Origin of the sequence: Caulobacter sp. KR2-114 (assembly GCF_049446115.1) — a bacterium.
Classification (GTDB): Bacteria; Pseudomonadota; Alphaproteobacteria; order Caulobacterales; family Caulobacteraceae; genus Acaudatibacter.
The window spans coordinates 539,506-555,279 of record NZ_JBMSEC010000003.1 but is presented as its reverse complement, the minus strand read 5'-3'; the positions used below and the strand labels follow the sequence as shown (position 1 = coordinate 555,279).

18 protein-coding genes are annotated in these 15,774 nt (G+C 71.1%); 8 read left to right on the top strand and 10 right to left on the bottom strand.

What is annotated here, in order from left to right; genetic code table 11:
* Window positions 1-179 precede the first annotated feature (179 nt).
* Genes ACO2Q3_RS14945 through ACO2Q3_RS14935 form a run of 3 tightly spaced genes read right to left on the bottom strand, consistent with a single transcriptional unit; the run spans window position 180 to window position 4,164 of the window.
* The gene (locus tag ACO2Q3_RS14945; protein ID WP_423307821.1) at window positions 180-1,523 is read right to left on the bottom strand and encodes a cytochrome c; all 1,344 of its coding nucleotides are present in this window, start codon (window positions 1,521-1,523) and stop codon (window positions 180-182) included.
* Window positions 1,520-3,694: a molybdopterin cofactor-binding domain-containing protein gene (locus ACO2Q3_RS14940; RefSeq protein ID WP_423307819.1), complete on the bottom strand. Its 2,175-nt coding sequence runs from the start codon at window positions 3,692-3,694 to the stop codon at window positions 1,520-1,522. Before ACO2Q3_RS14940 ends, ACO2Q3_RS14945 begins: the two co-directional genes overlap by 4 nt.
* A 14-nt stretch (window positions 3,695-3,708) precedes the next feature.
* Complete coding sequence (locus ACO2Q3_RS14935) at window positions 3,709-4,164, bottom strand: (2Fe-2S)-binding protein (RefSeq protein ID WP_423308015.1); 456 nt, start codon at window positions 4,162-4,164, stop codon at window positions 3,709-3,711.
* Between the two features lie 251 nt (window positions 4,165-4,415).
* Between ACO2Q3_RS14935 and ACO2Q3_RS14930 the strand changes: the two genes are divergently transcribed.
* Window positions 4,416-4,625 carry a hypothetical protein gene (locus ACO2Q3_RS14930; protein WP_423307817.1) on the top strand — a complete coding sequence of 70 codons (210 nt, stop codon included), beginning with the start codon at window positions 4,416-4,418 and terminating at the stop codon, window positions 4,623-4,625.
* 96 nt (window positions 4,626-4,721) lie between these two features.
* A complete protein-coding gene (locus tag ACO2Q3_RS14925) occupies window positions 4,722-5,174 on the top strand; it encodes a YidH family protein (protein ID WP_423307815.1) in 453 nt (150 codons plus the stop codon).
* Here ACO2Q3_RS14925 and ACO2Q3_RS14920 read toward each other — a convergent pair.
* Complete coding sequence (locus tag ACO2Q3_RS14920; RefSeq protein WP_423307813.1) at window positions 5,061-5,957, bottom strand: hypothetical protein; 897 nt, start codon at window positions 5,955-5,957, stop codon at window positions 5,061-5,063. The two genes, ACO2Q3_RS14925 and ACO2Q3_RS14920, sit on opposite strands and share 114 nt — an antisense overlap.
* Window positions 5,958-6,175: 218 nt before the next feature.
* Here ACO2Q3_RS14920 and ACO2Q3_RS14915 point away from each other — a divergent pair, with 218 nt between their 5' ends.
* Complete coding sequence (locus tag ACO2Q3_RS14915) at window positions 6,176-7,222, top strand: hypothetical protein (protein WP_423307811.1); 1,047 nt, start codon at window positions 6,176-6,178, stop codon at window positions 7,220-7,222.
* Window positions 7,223-7,249: 27 nt separating this feature from the next.
* On the opposite strand, the gene ACO2Q3_RS14910 is transcribed toward ACO2Q3_RS14915, so the two are convergent.
* A complete protein-coding gene (locus ACO2Q3_RS14910; protein ID WP_423307809.1) occupies window positions 7,250-7,993 on the bottom strand; it encodes a phosphodiester glycosidase family protein in 744 nt (247 codons plus the stop codon).
* Window positions 7,994-8,086: 93 nt separating this feature from the next.
* Here ACO2Q3_RS14910 and ACO2Q3_RS14905 point away from each other — a divergent pair, with 93 nt between their 5' ends.
* The 3 genes from ACO2Q3_RS14905 to ACO2Q3_RS14895 all read left to right on the top strand — a co-directional run bounded on the left by ACO2Q3_RS14905 (window position 8,087) and on the right by ACO2Q3_RS14895 (window position 10,362).
* On the top strand, window positions 8,087-8,431 hold the full coding sequence (locus tag ACO2Q3_RS14905; RefSeq protein WP_423307807.1) for a YciI family protein: 345 nt from the start codon (window positions 8,087-8,089) through the stop codon (window positions 8,429-8,431).
* Between the two features lie 10 nt (window positions 8,432-8,441).
* Window positions 8,442-8,975: a DUF1993 domain-containing protein gene (locus ACO2Q3_RS14900; protein WP_423307805.1), complete on the top strand. Its 534-nt coding sequence runs from the start codon at window positions 8,442-8,444 to the stop codon at window positions 8,973-8,975.
* 145 nt (window positions 8,976-9,120) lie between these two features.
* Window positions 9,121-10,362 (top strand): pyridoxal phosphate-dependent aminotransferase, encoded by a 1,242-nt coding sequence (locus tag ACO2Q3_RS14895; RefSeq protein WP_423307803.1) that lies wholly within the window; start codon window positions 9,121-9,123, stop codon window positions 10,360-10,362.
* Here ACO2Q3_RS14895 and ACO2Q3_RS14890 read toward each other — a convergent pair.
* The 4 genes from ACO2Q3_RS14890 to ACO2Q3_RS14875 all read right to left on the bottom strand — a co-directional run bounded on the left by ACO2Q3_RS14890 (window position 10,353) and on the right by ACO2Q3_RS14875 (window position 13,779).
* The gene (locus ACO2Q3_RS14890; protein WP_423307801.1) at window positions 10,353-12,029 is read right to left on the bottom strand and encodes a winged helix-turn-helix domain-containing protein; all 1,677 of its coding nucleotides are present in this window, start codon (window positions 12,027-12,029) and stop codon (window positions 10,353-10,355) included. The genes ACO2Q3_RS14895 and ACO2Q3_RS14890 overlap by 10 nt on opposite strands.
* Window positions 12,030-12,280: 251 nt before the next feature.
* Window positions 12,281-12,646: a UrcA family protein gene (locus tag ACO2Q3_RS14885; protein WP_423307799.1), complete on the bottom strand. Its 366-nt coding sequence runs from the start codon at window positions 12,644-12,646 to the stop codon at window positions 12,281-12,283.
* Window positions 12,647-12,843: 197 nt separating this feature from the next.
* Window positions 12,844-13,266: a MaoC/PaaZ C-terminal domain-containing protein gene (locus ACO2Q3_RS14880; RefSeq protein WP_423307797.1), complete on the bottom strand. Its 423-nt coding sequence runs from the start codon at window positions 13,264-13,266 to the stop codon at window positions 12,844-12,846.
* A gap of 3 nt (window positions 13,267-13,269) precedes the next feature.
* Complete coding sequence (locus ACO2Q3_RS14875) at window positions 13,270-13,779, bottom strand: FAS1-like dehydratase domain-containing protein (RefSeq protein ID WP_423307795.1); 510 nt, start codon at window positions 13,777-13,779, stop codon at window positions 13,270-13,272.
* A gap of 216 nt (window positions 13,780-13,995) precedes the next feature.
* On the opposite strand from ACO2Q3_RS14875, the gene ACO2Q3_RS14870 reads away from it, so the two are divergent.
* A complete protein-coding gene (locus ACO2Q3_RS14870; protein ID WP_423307793.1) occupies window positions 13,996-14,178 on the top strand; it encodes a hypothetical protein in 183 nt (60 codons plus the stop codon).
* An 82-nt stretch (window positions 14,179-14,260) separates the two neighbouring features.
* Window positions 14,261-14,689, top strand: a complete 429-nt coding sequence (locus ACO2Q3_RS14865; RefSeq protein WP_423307791.1) for a hypothetical protein — start codon at window positions 14,261-14,263, stop codon at window positions 14,687-14,689.
* Window positions 14,690-14,719: 30 nt separating this feature from the next.
* Here ACO2Q3_RS14865 and ACO2Q3_RS14860 read toward each other — a convergent pair whose 3' ends face one another.
* Complete coding sequence (locus ACO2Q3_RS14860) at window positions 14,720-15,745, bottom strand: N(4)-(beta-N-acetylglucosaminyl)-L-asparaginase (protein WP_423307789.1); 1,026 nt, start codon at window positions 15,743-15,745, stop codon at window positions 14,720-14,722.
* Window positions 15,746-15,774 lie beyond the last annotated feature (29 nt).

The window sequence follows — 15,774 nt, the reverse complement described above, 5'->3', positions numbered from 1 at the left end:
TCGCCGTGTTCCAGCAGCGCCCGTACACAATCTGTCATCCCGGAATCCGCGAAGCGGATATCCGGGACCGCAACAGGCGCCGGCGCCCGCTACGGCCTTCGCCTTTCAGCGTTTCCGGCGGTCCCGGATAAGCCGCTGGCGCGGCTTTCCGGGATGACAGTCGGGTTGAAGAGGCCCCTTCAGCTCGCGCCCTTGCGCAGGTCGGCGACCTGCTTGGCGGTGATGCTGGAGCCCTTGGCGCCGAAGCGGGCGGTGACGTAGTTGGCCACGGCGGCGACCTCGGCGTCGGACAGGATGTGGCCGAAGCCGGGCATCAGGCTGGTCCCTGTTGGCGTGCGCCGCTGGGCGCCGGCCAGGACGATGGCGGCGACGTTCGTCGCGGTGCTGTCGTTCACCGCGCGGACGCCGGTCAGGGTCGCGTAGGGGTTCAGCGATCCGATTCCGGTCCAGGCGTGGCAGCTGGCGCAGGCCCCCTCGAAGATGCGCTTGCCGCGGGGGTCGAAGCCGTCCGCGACGCCTTGCTTGGGCAGCGCCGGGGCGGGGTCCAGCTTCGGCGGCGGCAGATTGCCCGACGAGGTCGCCGGCACCGAGCGGACGTAGGCGACCAGGGCCTTGATGTCCGACGGGGTCAGGTGGCTGAGGCTGAGGTCCACGGCCTCGCCCATCGGGCCGTTGGCCGCGCCGCGGCCGTCGGCGTGGCCGGCGGAGAGGTATTGCGCCAGCTCGGCGTCGCTCCAGGCGCCGACCCCCGAGAGGCGGTGCGGGGTGATGTTGTAGGCCATCCAGCCGGCCGCCACGGCGCCGGCGAACTTGCGCCGGTTGTCCAGCGACTGCGCCAGGGTGCGCGGGGTGTGGCAGTCGCCGCAGTGCGCCATGGCCTCGGCCAGGTAGGCGCCGCGGTTCCACTCGGGGCTGCGCTCCGGCCGCGGCTCGAAGCGCTTGTCGGGGTTGAACATCGCCCCCCAGATCGCCATCAGCCAGCGCTGGTTGAACGGGAACTTCAGCGTGTCCGGCGGCGTCTCGTGGGCGACCGGCGGCAGGCTGAACAGATAGGCCTTGATCGCCAGCACGTCGGCGTCGGTCATCTGGCTGAAGGCGGCGTAGGGCATCGCCGGATAGAGGCGCTGGCCCTGATCGTCGATGCCTTGGCGCACGGCCCGGATGAACTGGGCGTCGGTCCAGCCGCCGATGCCGGTGGCCTTGTCGGCGGTGATGTTCGGCCCCCAGAGCGTGCCGAACGGCAGGTGGAAAGCCGTGCCGCCGGCATAGGGCGCCCCGCCCTTGGCCGTGTGGCAGGCGGCGCAGTCGGCGGCCTGGGCCAGGTACTGGCCGCGGGCGATCGGATCGGCGCTGGCGAAGTCCGCCGGCGCGCCGGTGGGCGAGGGGCCGTGATAGGCGGCCAGGTCGACGCCGTGTCCGGCGAAGGCCAGGGGCCGCGAGGCGGTGATGAACCAGGCCGCCACCCCGGCGCCGATCACGGCGCCCAGGGCGATGATCACCAGCAGGATGCGCCAGGGCTTCATGCGTCCTTCCTCCCTGCCAGGATGTCGCGGTCGACGGGCAGACGCCTCAGGCGCTTGCCGGTGGCGGCGAACAGGGCGTTGGCCAGCGACGGCTGGCCGGCCACGGCGCCGGTCTCACCGATGCCGCCGGGCGCCTCGCCACTCTGGATGACGTGCACCTCGATCGGCGGGACCTCGTCCATGCGCAGCATGCGGTAGTCGTGGAAGTTGCTCTGCTGCACGCGGCCGCCCTCGATGGTGACCTCGCCGTAGAGGGCGGCGGTCATGCCAAAGATGATCCCGCCCTGCAGCTGGGCGACGATGGTGTCGGGGTTCACGGCGGTGCCGGTGTCGACGGCGCAGGTCACCTTGCGCAGCTTGACCTCGCCGTCGTGGTCCACCTCGGCCTCGACCACCGTGGCGATCTTGGAGGCGAACGAGACCTGCACGGCGACGCCGCGACCCACGCGGCTGGGCAGGGCATTGCCCCAGCCGGACTTCTGCGCCGCCAGGTCCAGCGCCGCCATCAGCCGCGGGTCCTTGTCCAGCATGGCCCGGCGGAAGGCGACCGGGTCCTTGCCGGCCTTGTGCGCCAGTTCGTCGATGAAGCTCTCGATGACGAACACGTTGTGCGCCGGGCCGACCCCGCGCCAAAAGCCGGTGGTCACCGCGGGCGGCTCCTCGCGGATGAATTCCACGTGAAGGTTGGGGATGTCGTACGGCATGTCCGCGGCGCTGTCGTAGGCGTCGAAGTCCATGTCGTTCTTCACCGCCGGGGGCAGCCAGCGCGACAGCACCGAAGAGCCTGTGATCACGTGCCTCCAGGCGTCGATCTTGCCGTCGCCGGTCAGGCGCGCGCTCATCCGGTCGAACCACATCGGCCGATAGACGTCGTGCTGGATGTCCTCCTCGCGCGTCCATACCAGCTTGACCGGACCGTCGACGTGCTGGGCCACCCGCACGGCCTTTTCCACGGGATCGGTCTCCAGGCGCCGGCCGAAGCCGCCGCCCAGCAGGGCGTTGTGCACGATCACCTTGTCCAGCGGCAGGCCGGTGATCTGCGCCGCCACCGCCTGGCAGCGGCTCATCACCTGGGTGCCGGTCCACACCTCGCACGAGGTGGGGGTGACGTGCGCCGTGGCGTTCATCGGCTCCATAGCCGCGTGCGCCAGGAACGGCACGTGGTACTCGACGGAGATCACGTCGCCGCTGCCCAGCGCCTTGTCCACGTCGCCGATCGACTTGGGCACGGCGCCCTTGCGGGTGTTCGAGGCATGCACCAGGGCCGCCTCGACCTGGGCGGTGTCCACGCGCGCGTTCGGCGCGTCGGTCCAGGTGATGGCGCAGGCGGCGAGGCCCTGCTTGGCCGCCCACATGTGGTCGCCGACCACGGCGACGAGGTCGTCCAGCACCACGGTCTGCCGGTAGCCGGGGACGCTCTTGGCCTGGCTGTCGTCCACGTGCGCCACCTTGGCGCCCATCACCGGGGCGTGCGCCAGGGTGGCCACCTTCACCCCGGGCGGCAGGGCGTCGAGGCCGTACTGCGCGGCGCCGTTCACCTTGTCGGCGGTGTCCAGCCGCTTCAGCGGCTTGCCGATCAGTCGGAACGCCTTGGGATCCTTCAGTGGCGGATCGGCCGGCGGCTTCAGGCCGGAGGCCCGGCCGGTCAGCGAGCCGTAGTCCGCCTTGCGCCCGCTGGCGTCATGGATCACCTGGCCGGCTTCGGTCCGGCAACTGGCCGGGTCCACGCTCCAGCCCAACGCGGCCGCCTGGACCAGCATGGCGCGGGTGGCGGCGCCGGCCTTGCGCAGCGGCGTCCAGAAGGCGCGGACCGAGTTGGAGTTGCCCGTCACCTGCAGGCCGAACATCGGGTTGGCGTAGAGGGCGTCGCTGGGCGGGGCGTGCTCCCAGGTCACCTTCGACCAGTCGGCGTCCATCTCCTCGGCGAGGATCATCGAGATCGAGGTGTAGACCCCCTGGCCCATCTCCACCTGGGGCATCACCAGGGTCACCTTGCCGCCGGTGTCGATGCGGATGAAGGCGTTCGGCGCAAAGCCCGTCCCCGGGCCGGCCGCCTTGCCGACCGGGGCCAGGAAGCCCACCAGCAGGCCGCCGCCGGCCACGGCGCCGACCTGCAGCAGGGCGCGCCGCGAGGGGCGGAACGAGGTCTCGTTGTCGGGGAACAGGCGCATGGCTTCGTCCTTCCTCAGACGGCCTTGGCCGCGGCCTTGATGGCCTCGCGGATGCGCACATAGGTGCCGCAGCGACAGATGTTGCCGGACATGGCGGCGTCGATGTCGGCGTCGTCGGGAGCCGGGATGGTGTTGAGCAGCGCCGTGGCCGACATGATCTGGCCGGACTGGCAATAGCCGCACTGGATCACCTCGAGATCCAGCCAGGCCTTCTGCACCTTGGCGCCGTTCGGCGTCTGTCCGACCGCCTCGATGGTGGTGATCTGCTTGCCGGCCACCGCGCCCACCGGCAGCATGCACGAGCGCAGCGCTGCGCCGTCCACGTGCACGGTGCAGGCGCCGCACTGGGCGATGCCGCAGCCGAACTTGGTGCCGGTCATGTGCAGCAGATCGCGCAGCACCCACAGCAGGGGCATGTCCGGCGGCGCGTCGACCTCGTGCGCCTGTCCGTTCACCGTCACGCTGAGCATGGCCACGCCCTCCTGCCACAAGGCCCCGCGACGCCCGGTCGCCGGACTGATGGCCGAAGCTACGCCTGGCGGGCGCAGGTGTCAGCCGTGCCCGGACTTTGGGCTCAGGCCGGGCCGCCGGGCTTGGACGTTCCTGCGGTTGGGCGTTGCTGGAGGCTGGCGCGCAACCTTGACCGGTCTGCTTCGTTCCTCCGTAGGCGGCGGTCCCGGATGGCGGGCGGCGCGCCGCGGCGGGCTGGGAGGCTGGGCCCATGGTGCAGTTCGCAGTGACCTTGAAGGACGCCGAGTGGACCGTCTTCCGCGACGGAGCGCCGATCCACAGCGGAACCTCGCGTTCGGCGGCGATCGAGATGGCCGAAACCCTGGCGTTCAAGGCCGAGGCGGCCGGCGAGGACGTGGAACTGGTGGTGCAGGACTATATCGGCGAGCTGAAGGGCCGCCGGTCGGGCGGACCGCCCTAGATCGAAAGGCGTCGCGAGTTTCCTCAATCCGGCCCGGCGTCGCGCGCTATGTTGGGCGGGCCATGCTGGGCTGAACAGGACGATGCGGAGCCGCCGATGACCGATCCCACTTCACCGGACGAGTCCCTGAATCACCAGGCCCAGGTCGTGGCCGCCAGTTCGCGCGCGCTGTCGCAGGCCGCCGGGTCGGTGGAGGACAGCGCCGACCGGCGCACGGTGCTGGCGGTCGATCGAACCCTCCTGGCGGCCGAGCGCACCTATGCGGCCTGGGTGCGCACGGGTCTCGCGGCGCTGGCCAGCGGGGTCGGGGCGCGGGCGCTGTTCGCCAAAGTGCTGCCCGGCTGGTTCGGCGGCCTGACCGGCTCGGTGCTGATCGTGTTCGGCGCGTTCTGCTTCTGTGCGGCGGTGTGGCGCGAGCTGACGCCGGGCTACGCCTCACCCGCCCCCGACGCCCGCCGGCTGCCCGAGGCCTGGCTGCTGGGCATGAACGGCTTCCTGGTGTTCGTCTCCGCCGCCGCCCTGGTGGGCGTGTGGGTGGCGCGCGTGTGAGGCCGGTTCGCCTTCGGCCAGGGCGCGCATCTTGGCGGCGAACTGGCGCAGCAGGAAGATCGACACGTCGTCGACGGTGTGCTCGCCCTTGCGGAACGGCTTTTCCAGGTGGCGCACCAGGAAGATCGCATAGATGAACATGTAGCCGACGAAGCCCAGCACCAGGGCGCCTTCCAGCACCACGGCGGTCCTCAGGAACAGCATCACGAACAGGCACGAGGCCACCAGGGTCTGCACCATCACGTGCACCGAGGGCACGAACTGCATGTGCTGGATATAGGCGATGCGGAACACGCTGCGCCGCAGGGCGTCCAGCGCGCCGCGCAGACGGACCAGATAGCGCTCGGACATCTGCTGGCGTTCGAGCGCCACGAACAGCTCGCCCATCGCGTCCGCCCGGAGGATCACCTCGGTCATGTCGCCGCTGCGGTTGGCATGGTCCAGGCAGCGCTCGAACACCGCGACGAAGTCGGCCAGCTGCAGGCGGACGGCGGCGATGTCCACCTGCGGGGCGGTGGCCGCGAAGCCGGCGATGTCGCCATGGATCGCCTCCAGGGACACCCGCATCTCGCTGACCGTGCGTTCGGCTTCCTTGTAGTCGGACAGCACGTGGCTCAGCAGGAAGCCGATCAGGAAGATGGCCCCCGCCACGAGGCTCGGGATCAGGCCGTCGAGCGCCAGGAATTCGAGGTGGAACTGGTGCGCCAGCACCTTCAGGCCGATCAGCAGCAGCACCACCGGCAGCACCGCCGCGAACAGGCGGAACCGTTGCAGACGACGCATGGGCGGAAGCATCCTGGGACTGGCGCGGCGGGTGGCGGCCTATTCGGAACGCGGCGAGGCGACTCGCGAACCCGCCCCAAGGTCAGCCGGCCGCGACCCTAGGAAGCTTGCGTGACAGTTTGGTGTCGCCGGCGGCGCGCCGCGCGGCGGCGGCCTTTCTCCGGCCACGTCGCTTGCTAGAAGGGGGTTTCCGGGGTCTTCAAGAACGAGTCGCGCCTGTGCTGAGCTGGATATCCATTCACCTGGGCGGCCTGTGGGGGCCGCTGCGGCTGCTGAACTCCTTCTTCTTCCTGGCGGCGATCGGCTTCGCCGCCAGCGCCCTGACCACCTGGATCGTGCTGCCGAAGCTGTGGGACCGGCTGCCCCGCGACCGCGGGCGGGCCTTCGCGGTGAACGCCGAGATGAGCGTCGGCAAGCCGCTCAGCGCCGGGCTGATCTTCGTCTCGATCTTCTGCCTGGCGTCGCTGCTGTTCGTGCCGATCGACGCGCGCTGCCTGTGGACCCTGCCGTTCATGGTCGCGGCGATGATCGTCGGCTACTTCGACGACCGGCGCGGCGGCTTCAGCGAGTACCAGCTGGCGGTGATGGACTTCGCCATCGCGCTGGGCGTGGCGGCGGTGATCTACGGGACCCTGCCGGCGACCATATGGCTGCCGGGCTGGAAGGGCGCGATCACCCTGCCGCCCTGGATCGCCATTCCCCTGGCCACCGGCGTCATCTGGGTGTCGATCAACGCCACCAACTGCTCGGACGGGGTCGACGGGGTGTCCGGCAGCCTGACAGCGACGGCGATCATGATCCTGGGGGGACTGCTGTTCACGGTGATCGGCAACGACACCGTCGCCCGCCACTTCGACATCCCGGTCAACCGCGAGGGCGCGTCCTGGGCGATCATGGCCTTCATCATGGTCGGCTGCGTGGCGGGCTACCTCTGGTACAACGCCGCGCCCAGCCAGGTGCTGATGGGCGACGCCGGCTCGCGCCCTCTGGGGCTTCTGATCGGCATGCTGGTGGTGGCCACCAACAATCCGCTGTTCCTGCTGCTGGTCGGCTCGGTGATCCTGCTGAACGGCGCCACGGGGCTGGTAAAGGTGGCGCTGGCGCGGTTCTTCGGCCTGCGCATCCTGTCGAAGATCCGATTTCCGCTGCACGACCATTGCCGCAAGGAGCTGGGCTGGTCGAACACCCAGGTGCTGGTGCGCTTCATGCTGCTACACCTGGGGGTGTCGGCCCTGCTGGTGATCCTGGTGCTGAAGATTCGCTAGAGCGCGGCGGAGGGGCAGGGACGCGCCCTAGCGTCCCCTGCGCAGCACGACCACGAAGGTCCCCAGGCCGGTGCGGCCGTCCTGCCGCTTCAGTGTCGGCGACCACAGACTGGCCACGTGGCCGTCGAGGTAGAGGACGTCCGGGCAGCCCAGGCCGTCGCGCACGAACCGCGCCAGGCGGCCGAACGACACCGGTCCGTCGCTGACCACGAACAGCGCCAGGCGGCCCTTGACCCCGACCGCGTCGCGCACGGTCAGCGAGGTCCCGTTGGGGGCGATCGCCGGGTGCAGCACGCCCCGCGAGACCAGCAGCGGCCCGGACTGGGTGGCCCACTGCGCCGCCGGCGCGGCGGCGGCGAAGGCTTCGGACTCGTCCACGTGCGGCGCGCCGTCGGCGCCGGTCCAGAACACGCCGTTGGGCTTGAGGAAGAAGTTGCCCGTTCCCGCCGCGCGGTTCAGCGCCGCCTCGGTCCGGCCCCCGGCGACGTAGAGGCCCACCGGCGACTGGTCGGGCTGGTACATGCCGCCGTTGAGGGCGAAGCGCACCCGGGCGGCATCGCCGCCTAGAAACGCCCTCAGACCCTGCAGGCTGTCCAGCGGCCCCGTCGGGCCCCGCGCCGCCAGGCGCAGGATGTCGTGCGCGGGGTCGTAGCGGCAGACCACGAAGCCGTCGCCCTCGAACGTCGCCTTGCGGCAGGCCGGGGCGGCGGACAGCGGCGTGGCCCACAGGGCGGCCAGCAGCGAGGCGATCAGCAGCACGACGCGGCGCATCCAGGCTCCGGAAGCGAGACGAAATTCGGATGTAGGATCGCCGCGACGACCCGCGTCCTGAGGTCGGCCAACCCGGCCGCAAAGGAGCCCAAGATGCAATACCTGCTGATGCTCTATGTCGAGGAAGCCGGCTGGGGCCGGCTGACGCCCGGCGAACAGGAAGCCGCCATGGGGGCCTACGGGGCCTACAACCAGGCGCTCGCCGACAGCGGCGCCATGCTCGCCAGCGGCCGGCTGCAGCCCGTCGCATCCGCCCACACGGTCCGGGTCAAGGACGGCCGGCGCCAGGTGCTGGACGGCCCGTTCGCCGAGACCAAGGAGGTGGTCGGCGGCTACTACCTGATCGAGGCCGCCGACGAGGCCGCCGCGCTGGACTGGGCGGCGCGCTGCCCGGCCGCCGGCCATGGGGCGGTCGAAGTCAGGCCGGTCTGGGGTTGAGGGGCGCGCCATGAGCCGGGACATCCATCGCCTCGCCGTCGGGACCTTCGCCCCGATGCTGCGCAACCTCTCCACCTGGATCGACAAGGCGGCGGCCGGCCGCGCCGATCCGGACGCCCTGACCGCCGCCCGCCTGGCGCCGGACATGTACGACCTGGCGCAGCAGGTTGAGCTCGCCTGCCGCCACGCCGCCGACACGGTCGCCAGGCTCACCGGCCGACCGCCGAGCCCGCCCACGGAGGCGCAGGACCTGGCCAGCCTGGCCCGGCTCCAGGCGCTGATCGCCCGCACGGTCTCGGCGGTCGAGGCGGCCCCGGCCTCCGGCTTCGCCGGCGCCGAGGATCGCGACATCCGCCTGCCGCTGAACCCGCAGATGGAGTTCCGCTTCAGCGGCGAGCGGCTGCTGCGCGACTGGGGCCTGCCGCACTTCTATTTCCACCTGGTGACGGCCTACGACATCCTGCGCCACGAGGGGGCGGCGATCGGCAAGCAGGACTATCTGGCCCAGGTCGCCGACGCGATCACGCCGCTGGGCGCGCCCTGATCGCAGGCGCCGGCCTGTGCAGGCGGCGCCCATCGTGACCCGATGGTGGGCGCCGTCGCCGCGCCGCCGCCCGCGGCCGGCCACTCGGCTTGCCTGCGCCGGTCGCGGGCGGTGAAGCTGATCCATCCGCGGATGGAGAGCGCCGATGTCCGACCCTGCCGATCAGACCCCGTCTTCGCTGCTGGCCCGCCGGGGCTTCCTGGGCTTCGCCGCCCTGGCCGCCGCGGCGCCGATCGTCGGCGAGGCCACCCTGGCGCGGGCCGCGACTGCCGCCACCACATCGCCGCCCTCAGGCATGGCCCTGCACGGCCAGTCGCCGAATACGCCGCCCCCCGACGCGGTGCTGATCAACGCCAACGAAAATCCCCTCGGCCCGTCGCCCGCCGCCTGCGAGGCGATCGCCAGGATCGCGCCGCTGGGCGGGCGCTACGACCTGCTGGGCGAGACCGACAAGCTGGCGGCGACCTTCGCCGCCCAGCACGGCCTGCCGCAGGACCACGTGGCGGTCTACGCCGGCTCGTCGGAGCCGCTGCACTATTCGGTGCTGGCCTTCACCTCGCCTGAGCGGGCGCTGGTCACCGCCGACCCCTCGTACGAGGCGCCGATGTACGCGGCCATGACCACCAAGGCGCCGGTGCGCAAGGTGGCGCTGGCCGCCGACTACGGCCACGACGTCAAGGCGCTGGTCGCCGCCGACCCCAAGGCCGGCGTGATCTATATCTGCAATCCCAACAACCCCACGGGCACCATCACCCGGCGCGAGGACATCCTCTGGGCGCTGGAGCACAAGCCGGCGGGGTCGATCCTGCTGGTGGACGAGGCCTACATCCATCTGTCCGACGCCGAGGACGTGCTGGACCAGGTCGCGGCCGGCAAGGACCTGATCGTCCTGCGCACCTTCTCCAAGATCTACGGCATGGCCGGCATCCGCTGCGGCTTCGCCGTCGCCCGGCCGGATCTGCTGGCCCGGTTGCAGCCGTTCGGCCAGAACGCCATGCCGGTCACCGGCTCGACCGCGGCCCTGGCCTCGCTCAACGACGCGGACCTTGTGCCCACGCGCAAGAAGCTGATCGGCGACACCCGGCGCGACACCCTGGCGTGGCTGAAGGCGTCCGGCTACCGGGTGATCGGCGACCCGCAGACCAACTGCTTCATGATCGACACCGGCCTGGATGGAAAGGCGGTGATCGCCGCCATGCGCGCAAAGGGGGTCTGGATCGGCCGCACCTGGCCGATCTGGCCCAACGCCGTCCGGGTCTCCGTCGGCACGCCGCAGGAGATGGCCAAGTTCAGGACCGCCTTCAAGGCGACCATGGACTCCAAGGCGGCGCTGGCCTGGAACGCCCCGCCGTCAGCCGGCGCGCCGCGGTTTCCGCATCAGTCCTGAGTGAGCATCGCCGCCTCGCAGGCCTCGCTCTGCAGGCGCGCCTGCAGGTCCGCCAGCAGCCGCTCGTAGCGGGGATGGCCACGCAGGCCGTCCAGGTCGACGTCGCTCATCACGTACTTCAGCTTCACCGCCGAGGTGGCCGCCAGCACGGGGGCCAGCAGCTCGACGGCATAGTCGGGATCGCCCAGCTGGGTGACCGCCGCGCAGGCGAAGTTGTGGCGCATGGTCTGGTTGTCGGGGTCGATCAGCAGCGCCCGCTCGATCCATTCGCGGGTGCGCTCCACCTCGCCCAGCGCCGACAGCGCCAGCACCCCGGCGCTGAGCGCCGGACCATGGCTGTCGTTGCGCGAAAGCCACCACTCCGCCCGCGCCAGGGTCATTCGCGCGGTGCGGCGCAGGCCCTCGGTGTCGCCCAGGGCGCGGTAGCAGGACATCAGCATGCCGGCGCAGTTCACCGCCGGATCGCCCAGCTGGCTGGAGCGCTCATAGTGCCGCGCGGCGTCCTCGAAGCGGCGCTGCAGATAGGCCACGCGCCCGGCCTCGGCATTGGCCTCCCAGGCGTCGGGTTCCAGCTCGATCGCCAGCTCGGCCCAGGCCCGGGCCTCGGCGTCGCGGCCCTCCTGCCACATGTACCGCGCGACGATGGCGTGCGCCGCCGCCAGCTTGGGGTCCAGCGCCAGCGCCCGCTGCGCCGCCTTCAGCCCGCCCTCGCCGCCCAGGCCGTGGATATAGTGCAGGGCGTTCTGGCCCCAGGCCATCAGCGCCCAGGCGCGGGCGAACCTGGGGTCGATCTCGGTGGCGCGCACGCACAGGCGCACGATCCGGCGCAGCTCCGACACCTCGGCGTCGCGACCGTTCACATAGTAGCGCCGCGCCATCAGGTACAGGTTGTAGGCCTCCAGGCTGACGGTGCCGCGCGTCTCGATCGCCTGCTTCTCCTCGGGCAGCAGCTGCAGCTTCAGCGCCGCGACGATGGCCTCGGAGATCTCGTCCTGCAGGGCGAAGATGTCGTGCAGGTCGCGGTCGTAGCGCTCGGCCCAGACCTGGCCGCCGCTGGCCACGTCGATCAGCTCGGCGGTGATCCGCACCCGACCGCCGGCCTTGCGCACGCTGCCGGTGACCACGTGGCCGACGCACAGCCGCTGCGCGGCCTCGCGCGGGTCGGCCGAGCGCAGGCCGAAGGCGGTGGTGCGCGCCACCACGAACAGGGACGAGACCTTGGACAGGTCGGTGATGATGTCCTCGGTGATGCCGTCGCTGAAGTACGCCTGCTGCGGATCCTCGCTCATATTGGCGAACGGCAGCACGCACACCGACAGGCGCGGCGGCGGTTCGTACCGCGCCGGCTCCAGCGTCGCCGCCAGCATCTCGGCGACCTCGCACGGGACCAGCCGGTAGCCGACCTTGGTGACGGTGACGATCTCGAAGCCCCCAAAGCCGTCGGCGAGGCGCCGCAGCCGGCTCATCGCCCGGTTCAGGGCGTCCTCGCCCACCACCACGCCGGGCCAGCAGGCGGCGAAGATCTGCTCGCGCGAGACCACCTGGCCGCCGGCGCGGATCAGGGTCACCAGCACCTGCATGACCCGGGGCTCGAGCAGCACCTCGCGGCCGTCGTCATGGGTCACCACGCGCAAGGCCGGCTCCACCTTGAGCGGGCCCAGGCGCACGGGCGTTGCTTCGCCCAGGACCACCGGCGCGAGCCCCGCGCCGGCGAGGCCGGGCGGGGCCGCGGACGGGACCAGGTCCGTCCGGGGATCGGGTGGTGATTCATCGCTCGCCGGCGGGATATCCCGACCGGCGAGCATACTCTCGAAGGTGTGCATGGAACGACGCCGCCGCGAACTCTGCCTGGGTTGCTACATAGGGGGGCAGGCCGCGGCCCGCCATCGCGCCGTGTCAGCATTGGTCGCTACCCCGCTCAGGGCCGCGCCTGCGCAAGACTCGGCGAGGGCGGCGCGCGTCGGGTGAGGGCGGCCACGCCGGGGGCGCCGAGCTCGGCCACCGCCTGGTCCACCTTGCCCCTGACGCAGGTCTTGTAGCGGTCCCAGCGCACCAGCTCGGTGACGGCGGGTTCGGGGCTGCAGACCTCGCGCGCGGCCACCGTCAGGCGGTGCAGGGCGGTGCGGGCGCCGGCGGTGGTGTCGAGGTTCAGGTCGGCGACGGAGACGCGGACCATGACGTTGTCGTTGGTCTCGATCTCCGGACCGATGGCGCCGGCGCGCGCGGCGGCGAACGGCAGGACGGCGAGGACGATCGCGCCCGCGATCAGGGACTTGGCATGCATGGGGAGGTCCTTCCGGATCGAACCGGCGCGGGGTTGCGCCGGGGGCCGGAAAGGACGCGATATCGCCGTTCGCCGACAGGACGGCGGCCTGATGATCGGCTGATGAAGCCCTGACGGGGGTGATGTCTGGCGGGTGGAGAAGGCGAAGGGCCGGCGCGCCTTGCGGCGGCCGACCCCGTGGTCTCGAACGCGAAGCCTTACGGGTCGAGCCGCGCCTCGGCATAGCCGCTCACCACGACGACGCCGTTCTGGTTCTTGGTCTCGACGTCCAGCTCCACCAGCTTGACGCCGTCCTTCTCGGTGATCGCCTTCACCGTGGCGGTGGAGTCCAGGGTGTCGCCCGGCCAGACCTGGCTGGTGAAGCGCACGCCGTACTTGGTCAGGCGCGCGTCGCCGACGTAGTCGGTCAGCATCTTGCCGGTCATGCCCATGGTCAGCATGCCGTGGGCGAACACCGACGGATAGCCGGCCACCTTGGTGGTAAAGATCTCGTCCGTGTGCAGCGGGTTGTAGTCGCCGGAGGCTCCGGCGTACTGCACGATCTGGGTGCGCTTCAGGTCCTCGACCAGGCGCGCGGTGTGGGTGTCGCCCACCTTCAGTTTGCTGGCGCTCAAAGCCATCGCTCAGGCCTCCGTCTTCTGGTCGACAGGGCGCTCGGTGCGCACGCCCACCGAGCGGGCGGTGATCACCAGCTCGCCGTTCTGGTCGCGGTATTCGGTGACGCTCTCGGAGAACACCAGCTTGCCGGAGCGCTTGCCTTCCTTCTCCCAGGTCTTGCCGGGCTTGCTCTCGGCGGTCAGCACGTCGCCGGGCTTCAGGTGCCGGTGGTACTCGAAGTGCTGCTCGGCATGCAGGCCGCCGCCACCGCCGCCGCCACCCCCGCCGCCGGCTTCGCGCACGACGCCGGTGGGATTCTTGCCCGAGCCGAACCACGGCTGGCCGATCTTCGGGCGCAGGAAATAGTTGGGGTCGAACTGGGCGCTCGACTGGGCGAAGGTCGGCGGGGCGATGATGCCGCCCGCCTCGGTGCCCTTGGCGTAGTCCTCGTCATAATAGACCTGGTTGTCGTCCCCGACCGAGCGGGCGAACATCAGAATATGCCCCGCCTCGACGGGAAATTTCTTGGCTGCCATCAAACGTCCTCCGAAATGGGCGCTTCCTCTGAAGCGCGGCCCCGCTCTCGAAGAGGCGAGGCTCGCCCCTACCCAAACGAGGTTGCCGCGACGGCGTCAACCGGCTTGACGCACGCTTCGCGCCCGCAGGCGCGCCTGCGGGAAGAAACTTTGCCTTGGGGCGGCGCATTACTGCACCGACACGCAATTTGCTGTCCTGGAACAGGAGGCTTTCCGATGGCTGACAATGGTGGTGGCGGTGGCGCCGGCATGGGACTGATGGTCGGCGCGCTCGCCGTGGTGGTGGCCGTGATCGGCGTGGTGGTGTTCACCGGAGGCAACTTCGGTCAGAGCAAGACCATGGACGTCAACATCAAGCCGCCGCCGATCTCGGCGCCGTCGGCGCCGGCCGCCAAGTAGTCGGACGGCCCGCGGCCCGGTCGTGCATCGACCGGCCGGGCCGCGCGTTATGCGTCGCAGGTCCAGCAATGGAGATTCTGTGATGTTGAAGATCGTGATCGGGCTCGGCGCCCTCGCCGCCTGCAGCCTGCCGCTCGCAGCGGCGGCCCAGTCGTACCACCAGGACAACCCCCAGGATGACGGGGCGGCGGCCTGGAGAGACTACAACTTCCGGCCCAACACCGGCGAAGAAGCCTACGGCAACGGCGCCGACGACAGCCGCAGCTACAGCGACGACGCCCGCGGATACGGCGACGACGACCAGGGGCCGCCCAGCGCCGGCGCCTACGGCGCCGACAGCGCCTATCAGGGCCCGGACTACGCCCCGCCGCCGGCTGTGGACGGACAGTTCACCGGTCGCACGGGCGCGTCGTGGCGCGACGACAACGGACGCCGGTGCCAGTGGCGCGAAGTGGTGCGCCAGGACGGCGATGGCTACGATTCCTACAAGTGGGTCACCGTCTGCCGGTGAACGGCGCCCTGAGCCGGCAGGCCAGCGGCCTCAGTAGGTGCTGAGCCCCGGCAGGAGGCGATCCTGCCGGACGCCGTCGCACAGGGCGTAGGTGAAGCCCTTCTGGATCGACCAGGCCCCGGCCTCGCCGGTCTTGCTCAGCGCCAGGAAACCCACCTGCAGGTCCCTGGCCTCCGGCTTGCGCTGCAGAATCCGTTCCACCGCCTCGCGGCAGGCGTCCTGCGGCGTGCGACCCTGGCGCATCAGCTCGACCACCAGGAACGAGCCGACGTTGCGGATCACCTCCTCGCCGACCCCGGTGGAGGTGGCGGCGCCCACCGCGTTGTCGACATAGAGGCCGGCGCCGATGATCGGGCTGTCGCCCACCCGCCCGCGCATCTTCCAGGCCATGCCGCTGGTGGTGCAGGCGCCCGAGAGGTTGCCTGCCGCATCCAGCGCCAGCATGCCGATGGTGTCGTGGTTGCCCGGGCCGCCAGGGACGCCCAGAGGCGCGGGCCCGGTCTTGCCGTATGTGCCTACCTCGCTGTTGGCCACGGGCTGATAGCGGTTGGTCTTCAGCCAGTCCTGCCAGGCGGCGCGCGACTCGGGGGTCAGCAACTCCTCGCGTGGGAAGCCTTGCTCGACGGCGAACTGGGTCGCCCCCTCGCCGACCAGCAGCACGTGCGGCGTCTTCTCCATCACCCGCCGCGCCACGCTGATCGGATGGGCGATGTGCTCGATGGCGGCCACCGCGCCGCAGCCGCCGTGCTCATCCATGATGCAGGCGTCGAGGCTGACGTGGCCGTCGCGGTCCGGATAGCCGGCGCGCCCGACGCTGTGGTTCTTCAGATCCGCCTCGGGCACGCGGGCGCCGGCCTCCACCGCGTCCAGCGCCCGTCCACCCTTCGACAGGACCGCCCAGGCGGCCTGGTTCGCCGCGACGCCGAAGTCCCAGGTCGACACCACGCACGGCCGGGTCAGGACCGGGCCGCGCGGCTCGGTCGCCCCCGCCCGTGCGGCGGCCAGCGCCGCCGGCGCCAGCACGGAAGCCTTGAGGAACAGGCGGCGATCGGTCATGGGCGAGGCTCCGGGGCAGGGTCGGGCGG